Raw genomic sequence first — 22,454 nt, forward strand, 5'->3', positions numbered from 1 at the left:
TTTGGAGAGTTGGCAGAGCGGTAATGCATCGGACTCGAAATCCGACGAACCGGGTAAAACCGGCGCGCAGGTTCGATTCCTGTACTCTCCTTTCTTACTGTTGAAGATTAACAGTTATTAAACCCCGTCAAGCTTTGCTTCGACGGGGTTTTCACATTTTTTATCAGAGGGTGAATGAAAATGCAGATTGGAATTGACAAACTAAGTTTTGCAACAACGCCGTTTTATTTGGACATGGTTGAATTAGCCCAGGAACGTGGTGTTGACCCAAATAAGTATTTGATTGGTATTGGTCAGGAAAAGCAGGCTGTTGTTCCCCCAACGCAGGATGCGGTTACTTTAGGAGCGGCAGCGGCTTTAAAGCTAATGACTCCGGAATTAAAAAAGCGGATCAGCACCGTCCTGGTTGCGACTGAGTCGGGAGTGGACAACTCGAAGGCCACGGCAATTTACATTAAACGGCTGCTGGGCCTCCCTAAGTTTACCCGGGTGGTGGAACTCAAAGAAGCTTGCTATGCTGCAACTGCCGGTGTGATGATGGCCAAGGGACTGGTTGCGATGGATCCACAGTCTGCCATATTAGTTATCGGGACGGATATTGCCCGCTATGGCATTAACACCCCGGGTGAAGTGACTCAAGGAGCTGGGGCGGTCGCAATGACCATTACTGCTAACCCCCGCCTGTTAGAACTAGACCAGGTCAGTGTGGCGGCTAGTGACGACATTATGGATTTTTGGCGCCCCCTTTATTCTGAAAACGCCATGGTTGAGGGAAAGTACTCAACTCAGATCTACATCGACTTTTTCTTGCAGACCTTTAGACGTTACCAGGAGATGACCGGCCGTCGCTTGGCAGACTTTGATGCTTTGCTTTTCCACTTGCCGTTTACCAAGATGGGGAAGAAGGCTCTCGACGCATTGTTAGGGGATTGCAACGATGTAAATAGTCGTCGTTTACGGTCGGCGTTAACTGCCAGTCAGTTGTATTGTCGGCAAGTCGGTAACCTTTACACTGGATCTTTGTACCTGAGTCTTCTGTCATTCTTGCAGAATGGCCAGGCCAGTGCTGGCCAGCGACTCGGTTTGTTTAGTTACGGCTCTGGGGCCGAAGGTGAATTCTACAGCGGGGTCTTAAAACCGGGATTTGCCAATCAACTTAATGACGTTTCTGTAGACCTAGCAAGTCGCCAGCAAGTGACTGTTGATGAATACGAAAAGATGTTTGACAGTCAGTTAGGATTGACGGAGAGTGATGTCAGTTTTGAAACCAGTAAAGACCCATCGCCGTTCTTGCTAAGTGGGCAAGTGGGTCACCAGCGGCAGTATCAAGTTAATAAGTAAAACCATCGGACGAAGCGATTCCATTATTTTGACATTGCTTCGTTCATTTTTGTTTTTAACGACACGACCAATTTGTGTATAGGTCAGGTGGTAAAAATCAAAAAGCTGCCAACCTTCATCATAATGAAAGGTTCGCAGCTTTTATTCATGCAAACTACTGTGAAAAAATTAATTCTGTTGTGAATCGGGGTGTTTTTGAATCCAAGGACCAAGCTGATACTTAATCAATCGTGTCACGCATTAGGCCAATGACCTTGCCAAGGATGCTAACGTGGTTCAGCATAATGGGGGCCATGTCATCATTTTCTGGTTGTAAACGGTAATGACCATCCTCCTTGAAAAATCGCTTGCAGGTGGCTTCATTATCTTCTGTCATTGCAATGACGACTTCACCATTTTCCGCGGTTTCTTGCCGTCTAACAATAACTTTGTCACCGTTAAGAATTCCCATATTAATCATACTGTTACCGTGAATTTCCAGCATGAAAAGATCGTCATGGTCGTTCATTGTTGGTGGGACAGGGTAGTAGTCAGTAATATTTTGGTCGGCAAGGATTGGTTGCCCCGCAGCGACTGTTCCCAGTAATGGCATTTTGTCTGGATGGGCTTTTACACCCAATATTTGCCGCCCGGTTGAAGTGATTTCGAGCGCACGTGGTTTAGCGGGATCACGACGGAGAAATCCTTTGGCAATGAGACGGTTAATGTGGCCGTGCACCGTCGAAGTGGACGAAAGGCCAACTGCGGCACAAATTTCACGTACTGTTGGCGGATAGCCCTGGTTTTCTACTTGCTGGTAGATAAAACTCAGCACTGCCATCTGTTTGTTTTGTCCTGACTTTGCCATAATAACCTCCGTAGTTGTTCATTTATTGATAATCTTATTTTAGCATAAAAAAAACGATCTTCAAACGTATGTTCGCAGAGATAGTCCGTTTTCTTGATAAAAATTAGCCGTTTCTGTACACTTAGGGTATTAGATGAATGAACGAGGTGCACTTATGGCAAAGGAAAATGAACAGGATAAGCTACTTAAACGGATTAACGAGTTAGCAAAGAAAAATAAGGCAGAGGGACTGACAGCTGACGAAAAAAAGGAACGTGAGCAGCTTCGTCAACAGTACCTAGCTAACTTCCGTGCAGCTTTTCGCAGTAATCTCGAACATACGAAGTTTTACAACCAAGAAGGGAAAGAGGTTACCCCTGAAAAATTACGACAAGCACAACGGAAAAGCGGTTTAAGAAAGGACTAAGTTGATAATTAGGCTTTTCAATGACGCAGAGATTGTGTAAGATAGTTGAGTGAATCGTAATTTCAAGGAGGAAAAAGATAGTGTCCGGTTTAACAATTCTTTTCATTATCATTGCCCTAATTATCGGGGTAGTTATTGGCTTTTTTGGCGCACGTCGTTACATGGAAAACTACCTGCGCAACAATCCACCAATTACTGAAGAAATGTTACGTTCAATGATGATGCAGATGGGCCAAAAGCCATCGAACCGTAAACTGCACCAAATGATGCAGATGATGAAGGTTCAAGCAAAAAAGGCTAACAAGTAAAAAATAGGGAGTCGCTGCTGCGGCTCCTTTCTTTCTGCTCTGTTTTAGAAATCATCATCTTTTGGCTTAGGTGGCATTACATACTTAAATGATGGGTCTAGTTCGTGGTCTAAATCGTCGAACGCCTGCTGCAATTGCCGCTCTATCTGCTGTTGATAATCATCAGTTAGTCGCTGGTGACTGTCTAGGATGATTGGCTGACCAAAAGCGATGCGTCGTTTTTTTCTTGACCAAAGCTGACCAAAAGACAGCGGTCCCTGATAAACGGCGGGAACGAGCGGCACGTTCGCTAGTTTGGCAATTAGTAGCGCGCCACCTTTTAACTGGGCAGAATACCGGGAACCAGTCGGAAAGATGATTGTTGAGAGGTTGCTATCTTTGAGCAACTTTACCGGCTTTTTGATGGCGGACATGCCAGGGTGCTTACGGTTGACTGGGAAGGCATGCAGTTTGCGAAGAAACCAGTTGTTAAACTTGTTCTCAAAAAGCTCTTCCTTGGCCATAAAACTAAACTCTTTTGGGTAGGCCGCAATGGCTAGTAAAACCGGGTCCATCCATGTCCGGTGCGGGGCAACCAAGATGTAGTTGCCGTCCGGTAGGTTTTCTTTGTGCGTGATTTGGGCACGTCCATTAATCAGCGTTAAAATAGGATTTACCAAGTGGATTAAAAAACGATACATTCTTTTTCCCCTAATAATTGTTTTCAACAGTATGACGAATCTTAACCTAAGTTTCAACCCCGGAGGGATATATGACAAAGGAATCAACATTGTTAAAAGCCGGTGAGCGAATTGATGAACTCCCTGCTGTTGGTATTAAGATCATTCAAAGCGACCAGGTCTTTGCCTTTTCGCTTGACGCGGTTATTTTATCGCACTTTGTCCGATCAAACCACCGCCATCAGCTGAAGATTGTGGATCTCTGTGCTGGTAATGGCGCGGTCGGCTTGTTTCTTCATGAAAAGCTCGGGGGTCATTTCACGGAGGTTGAAATTCAGCCGCGGCTGGCAGATATGGCCCGGCGAAGCATCACCTTAAACGGACTCGACGATCGTTATCGTGTAGTAACTGACGACTTAGCAAATGTTTACCAGGAAGTCCCCAAGGATTCAGCAGACATTGTTGTTTGCAACCCGCCATACTTTACCAACCTACCACAAAGTGAGAAGAATCCTAACCCTTATCTAGCGGTGGCACGTCATGAAATTAAAACTAATCTGAGCACGGTTGTGAACAGAATGAGCGGTCTGCTTAAGATGAACGGTCATGGTTACCTGGTGCACCGACCAAGTCGCTTAGCGGAAATACTGGAGAAATTGGCCGCTGCTCGACTGGTTGCGAAACGGTTACAATTTATTCACCCGCGAATGGGTCGTGATGCGAACATGGTTGTTATTGAAGCAATTAAGGACGGCAAACCAGGTGGACTCAAGGTTAACGCACCGTTGATTGTTCACCAGGGACAAGGTTATTCGCCAGCAGTAAAAGAGATGCTCTATGGCTAAGAAATACTATTTTTACGTTTTATATTGTGCTGATGATTCTCTATATGGCGGGTTCACCGATGACGTCCAGCGCCGCTTCGCAACTCACCAGCTATATAAGGGGGCAAAGTATACCCGGGTAAGGAGCCGGCACCCGCTTCAGTTGGCATATTACCAAGAATTTGCTAGCAAGCATGATGCCTTAAGCGCCGAGTACCACTTCAAACACCAGCAGCGGACGCGAAAATTAGCCTTTTTACGTCATCATGGTGTGAAGCTAGCAACTTTGCGTCGGCAACTGCAAAAACTTCGGGCGAAAAGTTAAAAAGAACTTGAGAAGCCCGGGGAGTTTTTGTATACTATTAATCGGTGCTTTACTGCACAAAACACACACCCACCGCGATGAAACGGGAAGTGCCAATTGGTGCCTGTTTCAGCTGAACGGTAGGGAGGATAAACTATTTGGAGGTATATTATGGCTGTTGTTACTATGAAGCAATTACTGGAGGCCGGTGTTCACTTCGGTCACCAGACTCGTCGTTGGAACCCAAAGATGAAGCCGTACATCTTTACTGAACGTAACGGCATTTACATCATTGACCTGCAGAAGACGGTCAAGATGATCGGTACTGCTTACAACTACATGAAGGATGTTGCCGCAAACGACGGTGTTATCCTTTTTGTTGGAACGAAGAAGCAGGCTCAGGATTCCATCGAAGAAGAAGCTACCCGTGCCGGCGTTTACTACGTCAACCACCGTTGGCTTGGTGGGACGCTGACTAACTGGAAGACTATCCAGTCACGGATTGCCCGCCTCAAGGAACTGAAGAAGATGACCACTGATGGCACTTTCGATGTTCTGCCAAAGAAGGAAGTTGCGGTACTGACTAAGCAACGCGAAAAGCTTGAACACTTCCTGGGCGGGATTGAAGACATGCCACGGATTCCTGATGTGATCTACATCGTAGACCCACACAAGGAACAAATTGCCGTTAACGAAGCAAAGAAGCTTAATATTCCGATCGTTGCCATGGTGGACACCAACACCGATCCAGATGACATCGATGTCATCATCCCATCAAACGACGACGCTATTCGTGCCGTTCGTCTGATTACTTCAAAGATGGCTGATGCCGTCATCGAAGGTAAGCAGGGTCAGGATGAACAAAAGGCTGCTAAGGAAGAAGCAGCTGATGATGCTGATCAAACCGTTTCTGAAGATTCACTGAAGGATCTGAAGAAGCACGCTGAAGGCAAGGACTAAGAATAAATAGTTAACGCTTGGGCTGTTTTGCAGGATGACCTTTTGGGCCTGAGTGCAAAGCAGCTTTTTTACTAGCTGAATTTAAAATTAACACGAGGAGTGATTGAAGATGGCAAAAATTAGTGCCAAATTGGTAATGCAATTGCGTGATAAGTCAGGTGTCGGGATCATGGCTGCTAAGAAGGCCCTTGTTGAAAGTGATGGCGACATGGACAAGGCCATGGACCTGTTGCGTGAAAAGGGGATGGCTAAGGCGGCCAAGAAGAGTGGCAAGGTTGCTGCTGAAGGGCTGACTGCCATTGAAGTTGAGGGTAACAACGCAGTTATCGTTGAATTGAACTCTGAAACCGACTTCGTAGCTGCATCTGATCCGTTCAAGCAGTTACTGAGCAAGCTGGCTAAGTTGCTGGTGGAAAAGCAACCGGCTGACGTTGCCACAGCTGAAGAACTGTCATTTGATGATGGCACTTCTGTTAAGCAGGCACTGGCAACCACGACCCAACAAACTGGTGAAAAGATTAGCATTCGCCGCTTTGAAATCGTTAAGAAGAACGATGGGGATCACTTTGGTCCTTACCTGCACCAGGGTGGCCGGATTGCATCACTGGTTGTTTTGGAAGGTGCTGATGATGCCACTGCAAAGGACGTTGCAATGCACGTTGCTGCAATCAACCCAGAATTCATGACTAAGGATGACGTGCCAGCTGATCGGTTGGCTCACGAAAAGGAAGTCTTCAAGCAGGAAACGCTGAATGAAGGCAAGCCTGAAAAGATTGTTGACCGGATTGTTGAAGGCCGGCTCAACAAGTTTCTGTCTGAAATCTGCTTAGCCGATCAGGACTTTGTTAAGGATTCTGACAAGACTGTTGCTGAATACGTTGCTTCTAAGGATGGTAAGCTGAAGTCATTCGTTCGCTACGAAGTTGGTGAAGGGATCGAAAAGAAGCAGTCTGACATCGCACAAGAAGTGCAAGATCAGCTGAAGTAGTTCATTTTTGAAGGGGGGGGCGTACCAGCAAGTGGTGCGCCCTTTGCTGGATCATAAGCAAAGGAGGAACAACTTATGTCTGATGTTAAGTATCACCGGATTGTTCTTAAACTGAGTGGTGAAGCACTTGCTGGCGATCAGAAGTTTGGGATTAACCCACCAGAAATCAAGCTGGTGGCTAAGGAACTAAAACAGGTTTATGAATCTGGCGTTCAGGTAGCCATTGTTGTTGGCGGTGGCAATATGTGGCGTGGTGTTACTGGTGAGCAACTGGGTATGGAACGGGCCCAGGCTGATTATATCGGGATGCTGGGGACCATTATGAACGCTCTTTCATTGCAGGATGCCCTTGAATCTGTTGGTGTTCCAACGCGCGTACAAACGTCGATTGAGATGCGGCAAATTGCTGAACCATACATCCGGCGGCGTGCAATCCGTCACCTTGAAAAAGGACGGGTTGTGATCTTTGCCGGTGGGACTGGGAGTCCATACTTCTCGACTGATACAACTGCTGCCTTGCGAGCTGCTGAGATTAATGCTGATGCAATCCTGATGGGTAAGAACGGGGTTGACGGTGTCTACTCAGCAGACCCGAACAAGGATGCATCCGCAGTGAAGTTTGACCATCTGACCCACATGGATGTTTTGGAAAAACACCTTCACGTAATGGATTCAACCGCTAGTTCATTGTCAATGGATAATCATATTCCACTGGTTGTCTTTAACTTTAATAAGGCGGGCAACATTTTAAAAGCAGTCTCGGGTGAATCTATCGGGACGACAATCGAAGGAGATTAATTATGGCAAGTTCAAAACAGATCTTGGCAGAAGCCAAGGATAAAATGAAGAAAACTGGCGAAGCTTTATCACGCCGACTAGCTGAAATTCGTGCGGGAAGGGCTAATGCCAGCCTGCTGAACCCGGTAAAGGTTGATTACTATGGTGCTCCGACGCCGCTTAACCAAGTAGCTTCAATCACTATCCCAGAAGCGCGTCAATTGCTGGTTACTCCGTATGACAAGAGTATCCTGGAGGAAATTGAGCGGGCTATCTACGAGGCCAACCTTGGCCTGAACCCGCAAAACGAGGGTGCTGCTATTCGAATCCTGATTCCACAGCTGACGGAAGACCGTCGGAAGGAATTGGTCAAGAACGTTAAGGCGGAAACTGAAAAAGCAAAGGTGGCCATTCGCAACGTTCGGCGCGACGCCATGGACCAGTTGAAAGACGGGCATAAGAATGGTGATTTTAATGATGACCAGTTCCATGACCTGGAAGATCAAGTCCAAAAAGAAACCGACGCGGGAATTAAGAATCTAGAAGAAATATCATCCGCTAAGGAAAAAGAATTAATGACCGAATAAGATGTTTATAAGGCAAGGCAAACGACGACAGTCAGTTTTGTACTTGCTTTTTTTTCTGTTAAAATCTGTTAAAATATATTTTGTGCATAATTACTGCCGGTAGGATGCCGGCTAGTTGGGAGGCGGTCTGTTTATGGAACAAGCAAGTAATAGCCACACAACACCGCAACTAGAAATGGATAAAATTCCTGCCCATGTTGCCATCATAATGGATGGTAACGGCCGGTGGGCGACAAGACAGCACCTGCCACGGATTGCTGGTCACAAAGCCGGGATGAATACCGTCAAAAAGATCGCGATTGCAGCGAGTGACTTAGGAATTAAAGTGCTAACACTGTATGCCTTTTCCACTGAGAATTGGAAGCGTCCGGAATCAGAAGTTAGCTATCTGATGAAGTTGCCGATTCGTTTTTTCAATACTTTCGTCCCTAACTTAGTGAAACACAACGTCCGGGTGATGGTAATGGGGCACATTGATGGTTTGCCCGCTGCGACTCAGAAGGCTGTTAAAAAGGCAATGGCAGATACGGCTGAATGTGACGGGATGATTCTTAACTTCGCTTTGAATTATGGTGGGCGTGACGAGTTAGTTTGTGCCATGAAATCGATTGCACAGTCCGTTAAAGACGGAGAAATTTCTCCCCGCCAGGTTGATGAACAGTTGATTGATCAGCACTTGATGACTGCACCGTTGGGGTCAGCTAGTGATCCAGACTTACTGATTCGGACCAGTGGTGAGGAACGGGTCAGCAATTTCTTACTCTGGCAGATTGCTTACAGTGAGTTAGTTTTTGTGGACCAAGCTTGGCCTGATTTTGATGGTGACAGCCTTCGCGCTGCTATTAGTACTTTCCAACACCGTCACCGTCGTTTTGGCGGCCTGGTGAATAAATAAATGATTGGAGAATAGAATTGAAAACGCGTGTTATTACTGCCGTTGTGGCATTGGCTATTTTCATTCCGCTAATTTTGATTGGTGGATGGCCATTAACTGTTGCCGCGCTGGCCTTAGGGGTAGTTGCGATGGGCGAAATCACGACAATGAAAAAGATGTTCGTCACTTCGTTCCCGGCCTTGGTTAGCTTTTTGGGTGTTTGTTTAGTGATTGCTCCGAGCAATTGGCTTTCCTGGTTACCAACGGGAATTAGTCGCTGGGAGGCATTTTACATCCTGGTGATCTTCCTGCTGCTATACACGGTTATTGCTAAGCAACGCTTTAGCTTCGATGATGCTGGTGTGCTGACACTGGGAATGTTGTACATTGGATTTGGCTTTAATGCCTTTATTACTGCACGAGGTGTTGGGTTTACTACCTTGCTTTATGGAATGCTGATCGTTTGGATTACTGATAGTGGCGCCTACCTTATTGGCCGTAAGATCGGCAAGCATAAGTTGGCTCCTAAGGTAAGTCCCAATAAAACCTGGGAAGGTTCTATCGGGGGGACACTGTCAGCGGTCATTATCGCAGCGGTTTATCTCTATTTCTTCCCAGTAGGGTACGACAACTACCCACTGATGCTTTTAGCAACCCTGTTCTTATCAATTATGGGGCAGTTTGGCGACCTCATTGAATCATCGTTAAAACGCTACTACGGCGTTAAAGATTCGGGTAAAATTCTCCCGGGACACGGTGGTATTTTGGACCGGTTTGACAGTATGCTGCTGGTAATGCCGCTGATGCAAATACTAGCGATTATCTAATACCTATTGAGTGAGGCGGTTTTTTGCTAATCACAATTATTACGTTCATCCTCGTTTTTGGGTTGATCGTTCTTGTTCACGAATTTGGTCACTACTACTTTGCCGTTCGTGCTGGAATCCTCGTTCGCGAATTTTCCATTGGGATGGGACCCAAGGTATGGTGGCGCCGGGGAAAAAACGGGACCACCTTCACGGTGAGAATTTTGCCGGTGGGGGGCTATGTTCGTTTCGCTGGTGACGATGATGACGATGAAGAGTACCTTCGCCCTGGATCCACTGTCAGCATTACTTTAAATGACAACCAACTAGTTAAAACGATCGATGTTAATCAAAATAACCAGTTACTACAAGGAATTCCGGTGCAGGTAGTGGATCACGACTTGACGGATGATTTGTTTATTGCTGGTTATGTCAATGGCGACGAGTCTGAAGTGAAGCGCTTTTCCGTTGACCATGATGCGGTGATTGTTGAACCGGACGGCACTAGTGTACGAATTGCGCCGCGTGATGTGCTTTTTCAATCAGCGAGCTTGGGGCACCGGATGTTAACCAATTTTGCTGGACCGCTTAACAACTTCATACTCTCGTTGGTTGTCTTTGTTATTCTGGGCTTTACTCTTCCGGGAATACCGACTGGGAGTAACCGGTTAGGAAATGTTCAGTCGGCTGGACCGGCAGCGCGCGCTGGATTAGTTACTGGTGACCGAATTATTAGTGTCGACCATCATCGGGTAGAAAATTGGCAAGAGCTTTCCCAACAGGTTAGTGCCAAGCCTGGCAAGTTGGTAAAAGTGACATACGAGCATGGCAACCGAAAAAAAACGGTTAGCTTAAAGACGACCACTGCCACTGTTAATAAGCAGAAGGTGGGACGGATTGGTATTGAAGAAGAACTGTCTAAATCACCAGCTGCCCGGGTAAAATATGGCTGGAATGCCTTCGTTCAATCGGGGACACTGATCTTTAGTGTGTTGGGACATATGGTTACCCACGGCTTTAACTTGAACGACTTTGGGGGTCCGGTCGCAATGTATGCAGGGACTTCGCAGGCAACGCACTACGGTGTCAATGGCGTATTAGCATTTCTGGCCGCTCTGTCAATCAACCTGGGGATCGTCAATCTTTTGCCAATTCCGGCACTTGACGGTGGTAAGCTGTTGTTAAACATTGTTGAGGCCATTATTCGCCGGCCAATTCCGGAAAAAGTCGAAGTCGTTGTGACATTAATTGGTTTCACCATCCTGCTATTGTTGATGATCCTTGTCACATATAATGACATTCAACGCTATTTTGTTCACTAACTGTGAAATATATTTGAGGAGTAAATAATTAAAATGAAACAATCACGAATGTTAATTCCAACGCTGAAGGAAGCACCAAGCGATGCGGAAGCGATCAGCCATCAAATGCTGGTCCGTGGTGGTTACATCTACCAGGTGTCTGCCGGTGTGTGGGCGTATTTGCCACTGGCACAACGAATTTTGGCGAAGATCAACCGACTAATTCGTCAGCAAATGGACAAGTATGACGGGGTTGAAATGACAGCTCCTATTTTGTTGCCAGCTGATTTGTGGCAGAAGTCAGGTCGCTATGAATCTTACGGTGATAACCTGTTCAAGCTTGAAGACCGCAAAAAGCGTCCTTTCCTTCTGGGACCAACTCACGAAGAAACCTTTACGACGATCGTTCGCGATAGTCTGAAGTCGTACAAGAAACTGCCCCTCCTGCTATACCAAATTACTGATAAGTTTCGTGATGAGGAACGGCCTCGTTTTGGACTCCTTCGTGGTAAAGAGTTCATTATGTGGGATGGTTATTCCTTTACTGTTGACCGCGAAGGCCTCGATGTGGAATACGATCATATGGCAAAGGCTCTCCGTGCGATCTTTGACGAAGTCGGTTTAAACTACAAGGTTATCCTGGCTGATTCAGGGACGATCGGTGGCAAGGGGTCACAAGAATTCTCTGCACCAGCAGCAATTGGTGAAGACACAATTGTTTATACTGACGGTGGCTATGCTGCCAACCTGGAGAAGGCAACCAGTAAGTTTACTGAAAAGCAACAACTGGGTAAGCCAGGTGAGTTGACCAAGAAGGGAACACCGGGTGCTCATAGCGTCGACGAAGCAGCTGAAAGCCTGGAAATTGACGCGGACCAGATTCTTAAAGCGATGGTTTACATTGCCAAGGATGGTCAGGACGAGTCGCCAGTGATGGTCTTAATGCGTGGTAACGACGAAGTTAATGAGGTTAAGCTGACAGATGTGTTGGACGTTGATAGCGTGCGGCTGGCTAACGATGAAGAAATTGCGGCCGTTTTACCAGCACACGCCGGCTCACTCGGCCCGGTTGGTACTGCAGGGAAGCTGAAGGTGATTGCTGACCAGCACATCAAAGGGATGGTTAACATGGCCTGTGGTGCCAACGAGGATGGTTACCACTACATTAACGCCAACTTTGACCGCGACTTCACAGTTGACCAATTTGCTGACGTTCGAAACGTCAAGGAAGGCGAGATTGGTCCGGATGGCTTCCCATTGAAGTTTACTAACGGGATTGAAGTCGGTCATATCTTCAAGCTTGGGACCCTCTATTCGCGTGCTTTCAAGGCCCAGGTTCTCAACAAGCAGGGGAAGGCTACCGACATTGTGATGGGCTGCTACGGGATCGGTGTTTCTCGGCTTCTGTCAGCGATTGCCGAGCAGAATAACGACGACCGCGGGTTGATTTGGCCAACATCAATTGCACCATTTGATGTTCACGTTATTCCAGTTAACGTTAAGAATGATGAACAAATGAAGATGGCCAATGAAATTACAGCTGCCCTAGAAGATGAAGGTTATGAAGTTTTGATTGATGACCGGAAAGAACGGGCAGGCGTTAAGTTTGCTGATTCCGACTTGATTGGGCTGCCGCTGCGGATTACTGTCGGCAAGAAGGCCAAGGACGGAATTGTTGAGATTAAACTTCGCCGGACCGGTGAAACCATTGAGGTTAAGCAGGAAGAAGTTGTTAACAACGTTCACATCCTCTTAAAACAAGCGGCTAGTGACCAGCAACAAAAAGACTAGTGAACGAAAGACGAAGAACAGACTGTGACAAAGTTAGTGCCACGGTCTCTTTTTCTTAGTAAGTTTTTGCGGAAAAGGAGGAGCCACGTGGAATTAAGTCGGCAGGAATTATTTCAAAAGTTACTAGAGCAGGTTCAACTGGCCGATGCCAACGAACCAGCACTAGCTGATGGTCGGATTCAAGCGGTAGTTGTCCATCAGCAGTCTTCAAGCTGGGAGTTTCAGTTGACCTTTAACAAGATACTACCGGTAGCTGTTTACCGGCGACTTCGTGAGGCATTGGAAAATTCCTTTGATGGAATTGTTAAAGAAGTCCGACTGACGATTGCAACGCCAACGGATGAGCTAGACGAAAAATTATTGGTTGACTATTGGCCACTCGTTGCTAACCAGGTAGTGGGGGATTCCCCAGTTGGTGCCGAAATGACGGCCCAGAGTATTCCGACCGTTAATGGACATCATGTTATTCTTACTGTTAGCAGCCAACAAGCGGCTAATTTCTTTGCAGATAAGCTAGTTCAGCAGCTCGGCGATGCGTATACCCGTGTCGGTTTCCCGTCCTTTAAGCTGACGGTCAAGGTCAACCAGGAGGCCTCTCAAAAACGGGTGGCAGAGGTTCGTAAAAAACAAGCAGCCAAGGACCAGGACCTGGTCAAAAAAGCAATGGCTGAATTGGCGAAAAAACCTGCCAAACACCAAAGCGCGGCTCCTGCCGGGCCAGTAGTTCTTGGCAAGCCAATTAATCCCAAAATACCAGTTACCCGAATGGGAGACATTACTGACGAAGAGCGGAACGTTGTCCTGGAAGGATATGTCTTTAGCAAGGAAGTAACGGATATCAAGAGCGGCCGGCAGATCCTTGTTTTAGAAGTGACGGACTATACCTCATCGTTTGTTATTAAGAAGTTTTCTAACAGTGACACAGACAAGGCACTGTTTGCCAAGTTGGCTGAGGGTGACTGGGTGAAAGTTCGGGGACCAATCCAGGAAGATGCCTATATGCATGACCTGACGATGATGGCCTTTGACATCAACCAGGTTAGTCACCGCTCGCGAGAAGACAAGGCGCCAGCAGGAAAGAAACGGGTTGAACTACACCTTCATTCCAAGATGAGTCAGATGGATGCAACTAACACCATCACTGATTACGTCAACCAGGCACATCAGTGGGGGATGCCGGCTTTGGCAATTACCGACCACACTGACGTTCAAGCCTTCCCGGAAGCCGCTCGTGCTGCTAAGGGACTCGATGATTTCAAGATGCTCTATGGCGTGGAAGCCAACCTGGTTGATGAGGGGATGCCAATCGTCTATAACCCGGACGATCATGACCTCCTTGATGCTGATTACGTTATCTTTGACGTGGAAACAACGGGGCTGTCCGCGATTTATGACAAAGTGATCGAATTGTCGGCAACAAAGATGCACCACGGTGAAGTGTTAGATCACTTTGACGAGTTCATCGACCCAGGATTTCCGCTGTCCAAGCAAACGATTGACCTTACCAGCATTACTGATGATATGGTCCGCGGTTCCAAAAGCGAAAAAGAAGTATTTGACTTGTTTCGGGAATTCTGCAAGGGATCGCTCATTGCCGGACATAACGTCTCCTTTGACCTTGGCTTCATGAATACCGGTTACCGGCGTCATGGGGAAAAAGAGATTGATGTGCCGGTAATTGATACCTTGCCGCTGGCACGGGTCTTGTACCCCCACCTGCGGTCTTACCGGTTGAACACCCTGAGTAAGAAGTTTGGGGTGGCCCTAGAACACCACCACCGTGCCAACTATGACGCGGAAGCCACGGGTCACCTGCTACACCTCTTCTTAAAAGATGCAGAAAAGCAGTGGGGCGTAACGAAAGCTAGCCAGTTGAATAGCCACATGGGCGATAATGATGCCTACCGTCACACACGGCCATCCCACGCGATCTTAATGGCGCAGACCCAGGCAGGCTTGAAGAATCTTTACAAGCTGATTTCCTTATCAAACGTTCGCTACTTTTCCCGGGTACCACGGATTCCACGTCGCCAGCTGGATAAATTACGTGACGGAATCTTAGTGGGAACGGCTTGCCACCGTGGTGAAGTTTTCACCGCGATGATGCAAAAGGGCTACGAAGCAGCTAAGCAAAAGGCCAAGTACTATGACTACATCGAAGTGCAACCCAAGGCCAACTATGCACCATTAATCGAAGAAGGACTAATCAGCGACCAGGCCAAGCTAGAAGAGATCATCAAGAACATGGTCAAACTAGGTGATGACCTTAAAAAGCCGGTAGTGGCCACGGGTGATGTTCACTACCTTAACCCAGAAGATGCGGACTACCGGCGGGTGCTGATTGCCTCGCAGGGTGGGGCCAACCCGCTAAACCATACGCAGCGGCCGGACGTCCACTTCCGCACTACCGATGAAATGCTGGCTGATTTTGCTTTTCTCGGCGAGAAAACGGCGCAAGAGATCGTAGTCGATAACACCCAGGAGATTGCTGATTCGATTGAGAAAATTTCGCCGGTGGCACCAGGAACTTACCCGCCTCATATGGAAGGCGCTAACGACGAAATTACCAAACGGACTTACGACACGGCAAAGGCATGGTATGGAGACCCGCTGCCGAAAATTGTTGCTGACCGGATCAAGTTGGAACTGGATGCCATTATCAAAAACGGGTTCGCCGTCCACTATCTGATTGCTCAACGGTTAGTGGCTAAATCTAACAAGGATGGGTACCTGGTTGGTTCACGGGGGTCGGTTGGCTCCAGCGTGGTGGCCACTTTATCGGGGGTTACCGAAGTCAACCCGCTACCGCCGCATTACCGCTGTCCAAAGTGTCAATATAGTCAGTTCTTCACTAAGGGGGAATATAGTTCCGGTTATGACCTGCCCGACAAGGACTGTCCAAAATGTGGCACTTTAATGGTTAAGGACGGACAAAACATTCCGTTCCAAACCTTTTTAGGCTTTGAAGGGAATAAGGTTCCCGACATCGACTTGAACTTTTCTGGTGACTACCAGCCAATTGCCCACAACTACATGAAAGTGCTCTTCGGCTCGAAAAACGTTTACCGGGCCGGGACGATCGGGACGATTGCTGATAAAACGGCATACGGCTACGTGAAGGCCTACGAGCGAGAAAACGATCGCGAATTCCGAAAAGCGGAAGAAGACCGTCTTGCAAAAGGGGCGACGGGTGTTAAACGGACTACCGGGCAACACCCTGCCGGAATTATCATTGTTCCTGACGATAAAGAGATCTATGACTTTACTCCGGTGCAGTACCCAGCCGACGATCAGAGCGCTGATTGGGAAACCACCCACTTTGACTTCCACTCAATTCATGATAACTTGCTGAAGATGGATATTCTGGGGCACGATGACCCGACCATGATTCGGGAACTCCAGGACTTATCAGGGGTTGACCCGAAGACAATCCCAATGGATGACCCAGGGGTCATGAGCCTCTTTTCTAGCCCAGAAGCACTAGGAGTAACGCCGGAACAGATTAACTCGCAAACCGGAACCCTTGGCTTGCCAGAATTTGGGACGCGGTTTGTTCGCGGGATGCTGGAAGAAACTCATCCGCAAAATTATTCACAACTCTTGCAGATTTCTGGCCTGTCACACGGGACGGACGTTTGGAATAACAACGCTGAAGATCTGATTAATAACCACGTGGCAACGATTGCTAACGTGATTGGTTGTCGTGATAACATCATGACCGACTTGATTAACTATGGGTTGAAATCAGAAAGTGCCTTTCAGGTAATGGAATCTGTTCGTCACGGCCGGGGGATTCCTGAGAAGTACCTCCCGGAAATGAAGAAGGTCAAGGTCCCCCAGTGGTACATGGATTCGTGTAGTAAGATTAAGTACATGTTTCCGCGGGCCCACGCCGCTGCCTACGTGCTGATGGCGTTGCGGATTGCCTACTTTAAGGTTTACTGCCCGTTGATCTATTACTGCGCCTTCTTCTCCGTTCGGGCTAGTGATTTCGATGTCGTTGCCATGTCACAAGGGAAAAACGCCGTTAAGGGCAAGATTAACGAGCTGGTCGAAAAAGAGCGCAACCATGACGCAACGGCCAAGGATAAGAATCTTGAGACGGTGCTCGATTTGGCTAACGAAATGCTAGAGCGCGGTTTTAATTTTAAGATGGTTGACCTCAATCGTTCGGATGCGACGAAGTGGCTGATTGATGGCAATTCGTTAATTGCTCCGTTCTCGGCAATCCCGGGATTGGGAATTAATGCTGCAAAGCAGATTGTGGCCGCTCGTGAAGAGCAGGAATTCTTATCAAAAGAAGACCTGGCTAAACGGGGCCACGTTTCGCAGACGTTGATTGACTTTATGACGGATCAACATGTTCTAGATGGACTGCCGGATCAAAACCAACTTTCTCTCTTTGATTTTTAGGTGGTTGTGGTAGCTGTTGCGCGGCAATGGTTGTGATGTTATAATGCTAATGTCTAATAACTCGTCGTGGAGTGAGCAGCAATGCTCGCTCTTTTTCTTGCAATCAATTGAGACACGGAGGTGACATTGTGGCGACAGTAGTTGAAACGGTGACCGAGCTGGTTGCCCCAATTTTAGATGAATACCATTTTGAACTGTATGACGTTGAGTTTGTCCGGGAAGGCGGCAGTTGGTACCTGCGCGTTTACATTGACAAGGACGGCGGCATTACCCTTGAGGATTGTGCTAACGTTAGCGACGCACTTAGTGAAAAGTTGGATGCACTACCAGAGGATCCAATCCCGCAGCAGTACTTCCTGGAAGTTTCATCACCAGGAGCAGAACGTCCACTGAAGAAAGCCAAGGACTACCAGCGAGCAATCAATCAGTACGTTCATGTTTCACTGTACGCGCCCCTCAAGGGCCAACACGGGAAGAAGGTTTACGAAGGAACGCTAACTAACGTGGATGAGGACACCCTGACCGTTGAGTACATGGATAAGACAAGAAAGAAAACGATTGAACTGCCTCGCAAGCAGGTGGCCCAGGCGCGCTTAGCAATTAAGTTTTAAAGGAGTATCTGCCAATGAGTACCAAAAAACAAAACCAGGAACTTCTTTCTGCAATGAATGTGTTGGAGAAGGAAAAGGGCGTAAAAAAGGACACGATTATTAAGGTCCTGACCGACGCCCTGGCCACTGCTTATAAGAATAACTACAAGCAGAACAAGGCCAACGTTAAGGTTTCTATTGACCCCGACACCGGGGCCTTCAAGGTTTATGCTAAGAAGACGGTTGTCGATGAGGTTACCAATCCTCAAGAAGAAATCAGTCTGAAAGATGCTTACCAGATTAGCCATGGTTATGAGCTGGGCGACGAGATTGACCAGGAAGTAACCCCTGCTAACTTTGGTCGGATTGCTGCCCAGGCGGGGAAGGGTGTTGTTCTCCAGCAACTTAAGAATGCGGAACGGCAAGTGGTTGCTGACCGTTATCACAAGTTGGAAAACGACATTGTTGATGCCATCGTTTCTCGAGAAGACAGCCGTTACGTATACGTGGAACTGCCGGACGGGACCGAAGCCGCAATGAATAAGCATGACCGGATGCCAAATGAAGAGTACCACGTTCATGACCACCTACAGGTTTACATTACCCGGGTCAAGGACGTTAAGGAAGGCGAACGGATGCGGGGACCACAGGTCTTTGTTTCCCGAACTGCCCCTGACTTGCTGCGGCGGCTGTTTGAAAAAGAAGTGCCGGAATTTGCTGACGGTCCGGTAGAGATTAAGAAGATCGTCAGAGAACCCGGCGACCGCGCGAAGGTGGCAGTTTACTCAACGGACCCGAACGTGGATGCTGTTGGGACCTGCGTTGGACCACGCGGTTCACGTGTACAAGCCATCGTTAACCAGTTAGGTGGGGAAAACATCGATATTGTGGAATACGACGAAAACCCCGCCAACTTTATCGCTAACGCTCTGAATCCGGCGGACGTTGAAGACGTTATTTTTGATGAACAACCGGTAGAAGAGGTGCCTGCAAGTGATGCCGCTGAAACACCTAACGAAGAGGATGAAACAGAAGAACGTCCACGGCGGGCTTGCACCGTTGTGGTTCCTGACGATCAATTATCACTGGCAATTGGTAAGCACGGCCAAAATGCACGGCTAGCTGCCAACTTGACGGGTTACAAGATTGATATTAAACCAGATAGTGAAATGGCAGCCGACGATGATTTGTCAGCCGATTCTGATGTTGACGACGAAGAATAATTAAAATAAATTTGCAGCGGGGTGAAACAAGTGAAAAAGAAAAAAATACCGATGCGGAAAGATGTTGTGACCGGCCAGATGCGTCCGAAGCGTGAGCTAATTCGGGTTGTTCGCAACAAGGAAAATGAAGTTAGCCTTGACCCAACCGGCAAGAAACCGGGTCGTGGAGCATACGTCGCAGTCGACGTCGCGGTCGCAGAAAAGGCGAAGGCTGAGCACACCTTTGATCAGGTCTTCAAGGTAAAACTGGATGACAGTTTTTATGATGAATTGATTAAGTATGCTGACCACCAGCAGGCTCGTCGTGAGCTGTTCAAAGATGAGAAATAGTCACCAGCAAGTTCTCCAATTACTGGGGCTTGCTAAACGTGCTGGGCAACTCACTAGTGGGGAGCCGTCCGTTGTCAAGGCGATTCGTAATGATGAAGCACGATTGGTCGTGTTAGCCAGCGACGCTGGTGCGGCAACGGCAAAAAAGGTTACCGACAAGTGTCGCTACTACCAGGTGACAATCACAACTGCGTTTACTGCAAACGAAATCAGTATTGCGGTTGGGGCTTCACGAAAGGTATTGGCGGTTACCCAAGCAGGGTTTGCTAAGAAAATGACTTCATTACTAAATAACTAATTAACCGAGATAAGGAGCGTGGACGTATGGCCAAAGAACGAATTTACCAACTAGCAAAAGAATTATCAATGCCGAGTAAGGCACTGGTCAAGCTGGCCAACGAACAGGGCTTGAAAATTAAGAGCCACATGTCATCAGTTACACCCGACCAGGCGGCTCAGTTGAGAAAAATTGCCAAGGGGCAATCGCAAAACAAGCAGTCACAGAAAAAGCAGGGCAACAAGCAACACCAAGCTGCTGACAAGAAGCAGGGTCAGCAACACCAGTCTGCCAATGCTAAGGCGAAGAAGCAGGGACAGACTACTAAGCATAAACAGCAGCAGAAGGGTTCAAATAACCAACGTCAACGTCCTGCTGACAAGAAAAAACACGAAAGCCGCTCTGAACGACGGCGGGAACGTCGTGCTGAAAAACAGCATAATGGCCAGAACAATAATGGTCAGCAAAGCAACCGTAATCAGCAAAAGAATAACCACCAAGGAAACCAGCAAAATGGTAATGGCCGCTTTGGCGGAAGCCTGAACAACGGCAAGAACAAGAAAAAGAATCGTCGGCAAAACCGTCGTGATCGGCGAAAGAACCGACACAATAACAACCACCGCTTGCGTCAGGTTGAGCACAAGCAACCAACAGCGCGGAAGGACCGTCCGCTGCCAGACGTTCTGGAATACACGGACGGCATGAACGCTCAAGACCTTTCAAAGATTTTGCACCGTTCAACTGCCGAAATCGTGAAGAAGCTCTTTATGCTCGGGGTTATGGTTAACCAGAACCAGGCACTCGACAAGGACACGATTGAAATTCTGGCTGCCGACTACGGGATTGAAGCAAAGGAAAAGGTCCAAGTCGACGTAGCTGACATCGACCAGTTCTTCAAGGAAAGTGAAGAAAATACCGAAAAGCAGGTTCCGCGGCCACCAGTAGTGACGGTCATGGGACACGTTGACCACGGTAAGACGACACTGCTGGATAAGATTCGGCACTCTCACGTGACGGCCCACGAAGCTGGGGGGATTACTCAGGCCATCGGTGCTTACCAGGTAAAGTACAACGACAAGATGATTACTTTCTTGGACACGCCAGGGCACGCGGCCTTTACCGAAATGCGGGCACGTGGTGCTAACATCACCGATATCACGGTCTTGGTTGTTGCCGCCGATGACGGGGTAATGCCACAGACGATTGAAGCGATCAACCACGCGAAGGCTGCTAAAACGCCGATTATCGTGGCGGTGAACAAGATTGATAAGCCGGGGGCTAACCCCGACCACGTTACCCAGCAACTGACAGAATACGGTTTAATTCCGGAAGACTGGGGTGGCGACACGATCTACGTCCAAATTTCGGCTAAGTTCGGTAAGAACATCGACGAACTGTTGGACATGATCCTTCTCCAGGCTGAAATGATGGAACTGAAGGCCAACCCTGACCAACGCGCTGCCGGTTCAGTTGTTGAAGCACGGCTTGATCAGGGGAAGGGTCCTGTGGCAACATTGTTGATTCAGCAAGGCACCATGCACGTCGGCGACCCGGTTGTTGTCGGCAATACCTTTGGTCGTGTCCGGACAATGAATAACGAAAACGGCCAGGCCATTGAAGCGGCAACACCATCAACCCCAGTTGAAATCACAGGGCTCAATGACGTTCCAGAAGCCGGGGACCGGTTCGTTGTCTTCCAAGATGAAAAGACGGCCCGTGCCGCTGGTGAAGAACGTGCCAAGAGAGCACTGGAAGAAGAACGTCAGCGAACTTCTCACGTGACCCTTGATAATCTCTTTGCGACGATGAAGAAGGGTGAAATGAAGACCCTGCCGATCATCATTAAGGCGGATGTCCAGGGATCCGTTGAAGCCCTTGCACAGTCACTGCAAAAGATCAAGGTTGATGGTGTCCGGGTTGATATCATTCACAAGGCCGTTGGGGCTATTTCCGAATCCGATGTGACCCTGGCTGAAGCTTCCAACGCGGTCATCATCGGCTTTAACGTTCGGCCAACGCCAATTGCGCAGTCCGAAGCCCACGCTAACAACATCGATATCCGTCTGCACCGGGTTATCTACAACGCCATTGAAGAAGTTGAAGACGCGATGAAAGGGATGCTTGAGCCAGTCTACAAGGAAGAAGTACTGGGACAAGTTGAAGTTCGTCAGCTTTACCGCGCTTCTAAGGTCGGCACGATCGCCGGCGGGATGGTCACGAGCGGCAAGATTACTCGTGATTCTCAAGTACGGTTAATCCGTGACGGCGTGGTTATCTACGAAGGTGAGCTGGGATCACTGAAGCGCTTCAAGGATGACGTGAAGGAAGTTAAGCAGGGCTACGAATGTGGTTTGACGATTGCTAACTACAACGACATTAAGGAACGCGACGTCATTGAAGCCTATAAGATGAAGGCTGTTCCGCAAAAGTAAGCAAAGGAGGACGCCATGCCAAACAAACGTTACCGGGTTGACCGGTTGGCACAAGAGATTAAGCGTGAGGTCGACGACATTTTGTTAAAACGTGTTCGCGACCCACGGGTCCAGGGCGTCACAATTACTGACGTTGACGTCACTGGCGATTTGCAGCAGGCAACAATCTACTACAGTATTTTGTCAGAAAAGGCTTCTGACGGTGAAAAGGCGCAAGCCGGTTTGGATAAGGCTACTGGTCTGATTCGGAGCTTGCTGGGAGCTCGGTTGAATATTTTCAAGACTCCTGAAATCTCGTTTAAACGGGACCCATCGATCGCCTACGGTAGTCGGATTGACCAGCTGCTCAACGAATTGCATAAAAAAGACCACGAATTTTAAGTTAAAAATTCGTCAAAAAAACGGCTCCTGGAATT

Annotated in this window: 22 protein-coding genes and 1 tRNA gene; 21 read left to right on the forward strand and 2 right to left on the reverse strand. The window is 47.9% G+C overall.

Translation table 11 applies throughout. From position 1 onward, the window contains the following. Positions 1–3: 3 nt before the first annotated feature. Both C1710_RS06885 and C1710_RS06890 read left to right on the forward strand, forming a co-directional pair. Positions 4–91, forward strand: a tRNA-Ser gene (locus tag C1710_RS06885). Positions 92–180: 89 nt separating this feature from the next. Then, positions 181–1,341 carry a hydroxymethylglutaryl-CoA synthase gene (locus C1710_RS06890; RefSeq protein ID WP_102281327.1) on the forward strand — a complete coding sequence of 387 codons (1,161 nt, stop codon included), beginning with the start codon at positions 181–183 and terminating at the stop codon, positions 1,339–1,341. Positions 1,342–1,561: 220 nt separating this feature from the next. Here the strand turns inward: C1710_RS06890 and lexA are convergent, their stop codons facing one another. Then, a complete protein-coding gene (gene lexA, locus C1710_RS06895) occupies positions 1,562–2,188 on the reverse strand; it encodes a transcriptional repressor LexA (protein WP_102281329.1) in 627 nt (208 codons plus the stop codon). Between the two features lie 154 nt (positions 2,189–2,342). Between lexA and C1710_RS06900 the strand changes: the two genes are divergently transcribed. Then, a complete protein-coding gene (locus C1710_RS06900; RefSeq protein WP_102281330.1) occupies positions 2,343–2,594 on the forward strand; it encodes a DUF896 domain-containing protein in 252 nt (83 codons plus the stop codon). A 77-nt stretch (positions 2,595–2,671) separates the two neighbouring features. Beyond that, complete coding sequence (locus C1710_RS06905; RefSeq protein WP_146002381.1) at positions 2,672–2,902, forward strand: YneF family protein; 231 nt, start codon at positions 2,672–2,674, stop codon at positions 2,900–2,902. Between the two features lie 44 nt (positions 2,903–2,946). On the opposite strand, the gene C1710_RS06910 is transcribed toward C1710_RS06905, so the two are convergent. Further along, the gene (locus C1710_RS06910) at positions 2,947–3,582 is read right to left on the reverse strand and encodes a lysophospholipid acyltransferase family protein (RefSeq protein WP_102281333.1); all 636 of its coding nucleotides are present in this window, start codon (positions 3,580–3,582) and stop codon (positions 2,947–2,949) included. A gap of 71 nt (positions 3,583–3,653) precedes the next feature. On the opposite strand from C1710_RS06910, the gene C1710_RS06915 reads away from it, so the two are divergent. The 17 genes from C1710_RS06915 to rbfA all read left to right on the forward strand — a co-directional run bounded on the left by C1710_RS06915 (position 3,654) and on the right by rbfA (position 22,419). Then, positions 3,654–4,406 carry a tRNA1(Val) (adenine(37)-N6)-methyltransferase gene (locus C1710_RS06915; protein WP_102281335.1) on the forward strand — a complete coding sequence of 251 codons (753 nt, stop codon included), beginning with the start codon at positions 3,654–3,656 and terminating at the stop codon, positions 4,404–4,406. After that, the gene (locus C1710_RS06920) at positions 4,399–4,710 is read left to right on the forward strand and encodes a GIY-YIG nuclease family protein (protein ID WP_102281336.1); all 312 of its coding nucleotides are present in this window, start codon (positions 4,399–4,401) and stop codon (positions 4,708–4,710) included. Before C1710_RS06915 ends, C1710_RS06920 begins: the two co-directional genes overlap by 8 nt. Positions 4,711–4,860: 150 nt before the next feature. Further along, on the forward strand, positions 4,861–5,649 hold the full coding sequence (gene rpsB, locus C1710_RS06925) for a 30S ribosomal protein S2 (protein WP_102281338.1): 789 nt from the start codon (positions 4,861–4,863) through the stop codon (positions 5,647–5,649). A 109-nt stretch (positions 5,650–5,758) separates the two neighbouring features. After that, a complete protein-coding gene (gene tsf / locus C1710_RS06930; protein WP_102281339.1) occupies positions 5,759–6,637 on the forward strand; it encodes a translation elongation factor Ts in 879 nt (292 codons plus the stop codon). 75 nt (positions 6,638–6,712) lie between these two features. Beyond that, entirely contained in the window at positions 6,713–7,435 is a 723-nt protein-coding gene (gene pyrH / locus C1710_RS06935) for a UMP kinase (protein WP_102281341.1), read from the forward strand. Between the two features lie 2 nt (positions 7,436–7,437). Further along, positions 7,438–8,001: a ribosome recycling factor gene (gene frr, locus C1710_RS06940; RefSeq protein ID WP_102281343.1), complete on the forward strand. Its 564-nt coding sequence runs from the start codon at positions 7,438–7,440 to the stop codon at positions 7,999–8,001. Positions 8,002–8,134: 133 nt separating this feature from the next. After that, on the forward strand, positions 8,135–8,896 hold the full coding sequence (locus C1710_RS06945; RefSeq protein WP_102281345.1) for an isoprenyl transferase: 762 nt from the start codon (positions 8,135–8,137) through the stop codon (positions 8,894–8,896). 17 nt (positions 8,897–8,913) lie between these two features. Continuing rightward, entirely contained in the window at positions 8,914–9,702 is a 789-nt protein-coding gene (locus tag C1710_RS06950) for a phosphatidate cytidylyltransferase (RefSeq protein WP_102281346.1), read from the forward strand. Positions 9,703–9,725: 23 nt separating this feature from the next. Then, positions 9,726–11,003 carry an RIP metalloprotease RseP gene (rseP, locus tag C1710_RS06955; RefSeq protein WP_102281348.1) on the forward strand — a complete coding sequence of 426 codons (1,278 nt, stop codon included), beginning with the start codon at positions 9,726–9,728 and terminating at the stop codon, positions 11,001–11,003. A 33-nt stretch (positions 11,004–11,036) separates the two neighbouring features. Then, entirely contained in the window at positions 11,037–12,773 is a 1,737-nt protein-coding gene (locus C1710_RS06960) for a proline--tRNA ligase (protein ID WP_102281349.1), read from the forward strand. 87 nt (positions 12,774–12,860) lie between these two features. Beyond that, positions 12,861–17,186 (forward strand): PolC-type DNA polymerase III, encoded by a 4,326-nt coding sequence (locus tag C1710_RS06965; protein WP_102281352.1) that lies wholly within the window; start codon positions 12,861–12,863, stop codon positions 17,184–17,186. 128 nt (positions 17,187–17,314) lie between these two features. After that, positions 17,315–17,797 carry a ribosome maturation factor RimP gene (rimP, locus tag C1710_RS06970; RefSeq protein ID WP_102281354.1) on the forward strand — a complete coding sequence of 161 codons (483 nt, stop codon included), beginning with the start codon at positions 17,315–17,317 and terminating at the stop codon, positions 17,795–17,797. A 14-nt stretch (positions 17,798–17,811) separates the two neighbouring features. After that, complete coding sequence (gene nusA / locus C1710_RS06975; RefSeq protein ID WP_102281356.1) at positions 17,812–18,999, forward strand: transcription termination factor NusA; 1,188 nt, start codon at positions 17,812–17,814, stop codon at positions 18,997–18,999. A gap of 30 nt (positions 19,000–19,029) precedes the next feature. Next, the gene (gene rnpM, locus C1710_RS06980) at positions 19,030–19,329 is read left to right on the forward strand and encodes an RNase P modulator RnpM (RefSeq protein WP_102281358.1); all 300 of its coding nucleotides are present in this window, start codon (positions 19,030–19,032) and stop codon (positions 19,327–19,329) included. Further along, entirely contained in the window at positions 19,319–19,627 is a 309-nt protein-coding gene (locus tag C1710_RS06985) for a YlxQ-related RNA-binding protein (RefSeq protein ID WP_102281359.1), read from the forward strand. The genes rnpM and C1710_RS06985 overlap by 11 nt, the downstream gene beginning before the upstream one ends. Before the next feature lie 26 nt (positions 19,628–19,653). After that, on the forward strand, positions 19,654–22,038 hold the full coding sequence (infB, locus tag C1710_RS06990; protein ID WP_102281360.1) for a translation initiation factor IF-2: 2,385 nt from the start codon (positions 19,654–19,656) through the stop codon (positions 22,036–22,038). A 15-nt stretch (positions 22,039–22,053) separates the two neighbouring features. Next, positions 22,054–22,419: a 30S ribosome-binding factor RbfA gene (gene rbfA / locus C1710_RS06995; RefSeq protein ID WP_102281362.1), complete on the forward strand. Its 366-nt coding sequence runs from the start codon at positions 22,054–22,056 to the stop codon at positions 22,417–22,419. Positions 22,420–22,454: the final 35 nt, after the last annotated feature.

Source organism: [Lactobacillus] timonensis, from assembly GCF_900240275.1.
GTDB lineage: Bacteria > Bacillota > Bacilli > Lactobacillales > Lactobacillaceae > Limosilactobacillus > Limosilactobacillus timonensis.

Coding starts and splice junctions, on each gene's coding strand:
- C1710_RS06890 (WP_102281327.1), top strand. CDS start 181: ATGCAGATTGGAATTGACAAACTAAGTTTTGCAACAACGCCGTTTTAT.
- lexA (WP_102281329.1), bottom strand. CDS start 2,188: ATGGCAAAGTCAGGACAAAACAAACAGATGGCAGTGCTGAGTTTTATC.
- C1710_RS06900 (WP_102281330.1), top strand. CDS start 2,343: ATGGCAAAGGAAAATGAACAGGATAAGCTACTTAAACGGATTAACGAG.
- C1710_RS06910 (WP_102281333.1), bottom strand. CDS start 3,582: ATGTATCGTTTTTTAATCCACTTGGTAAATCCTATTTTAACGCTGATT.
- C1710_RS06915 (WP_102281335.1), top strand. CDS start 3,654: ATGACAAAGGAATCAACATTGTTAAAAGCCGGTGAGCGAATTGATGAA.
- C1710_RS06920 (WP_102281336.1), top strand. CDS start 4,399: ATGGCTAAGAAATACTATTTTTACGTTTTATATTGTGCTGATGATTCT.
- rpsB (WP_102281338.1), top strand. CDS start 4,861: ATGGCTGTTGTTACTATGAAGCAATTACTGGAGGCCGGTGTTCACTTC.
- tsf (WP_102281339.1), top strand. CDS start 5,759: ATGGCAAAAATTAGTGCCAAATTGGTAATGCAATTGCGTGATAAGTCA.
- pyrH (WP_102281341.1), top strand. CDS start 6,713: ATGTCTGATGTTAAGTATCACCGGATTGTTCTTAAACTGAGTGGTGAA.
- frr (WP_102281343.1), top strand. CDS start 7,438: ATGGCAAGTTCAAAACAGATCTTGGCAGAAGCCAAGGATAAAATGAAG.
- C1710_RS06945 (WP_102281345.1), top strand. CDS start 8,135: ATGGAACAAGCAAGTAATAGCCACACAACACCGCAACTAGAAATGGAT.
- C1710_RS06960 (WP_102281349.1), top strand. CDS start 11,037: ATGAAACAATCACGAATGTTAATTCCAACGCTGAAGGAAGCACCAAGC.
- nusA (WP_102281356.1), top strand. CDS start 17,812: ATGAGTACCAAAAAACAAAACCAGGAACTTCTTTCTGCAATGAATGTG.
- C1710_RS06985 (WP_102281359.1), top strand. CDS start 19,319: ATGAGAAATAGTCACCAGCAAGTTCTCCAATTACTGGGGCTTGCTAAA.
- infB (WP_102281360.1), top strand. CDS start 19,654: ATGGCCAAAGAACGAATTTACCAACTAGCAAAAGAATTATCAATGCCG.
- rbfA (WP_102281362.1), top strand. CDS start 22,054: ATGCCAAACAAACGTTACCGGGTTGACCGGTTGGCACAAGAGATTAAG.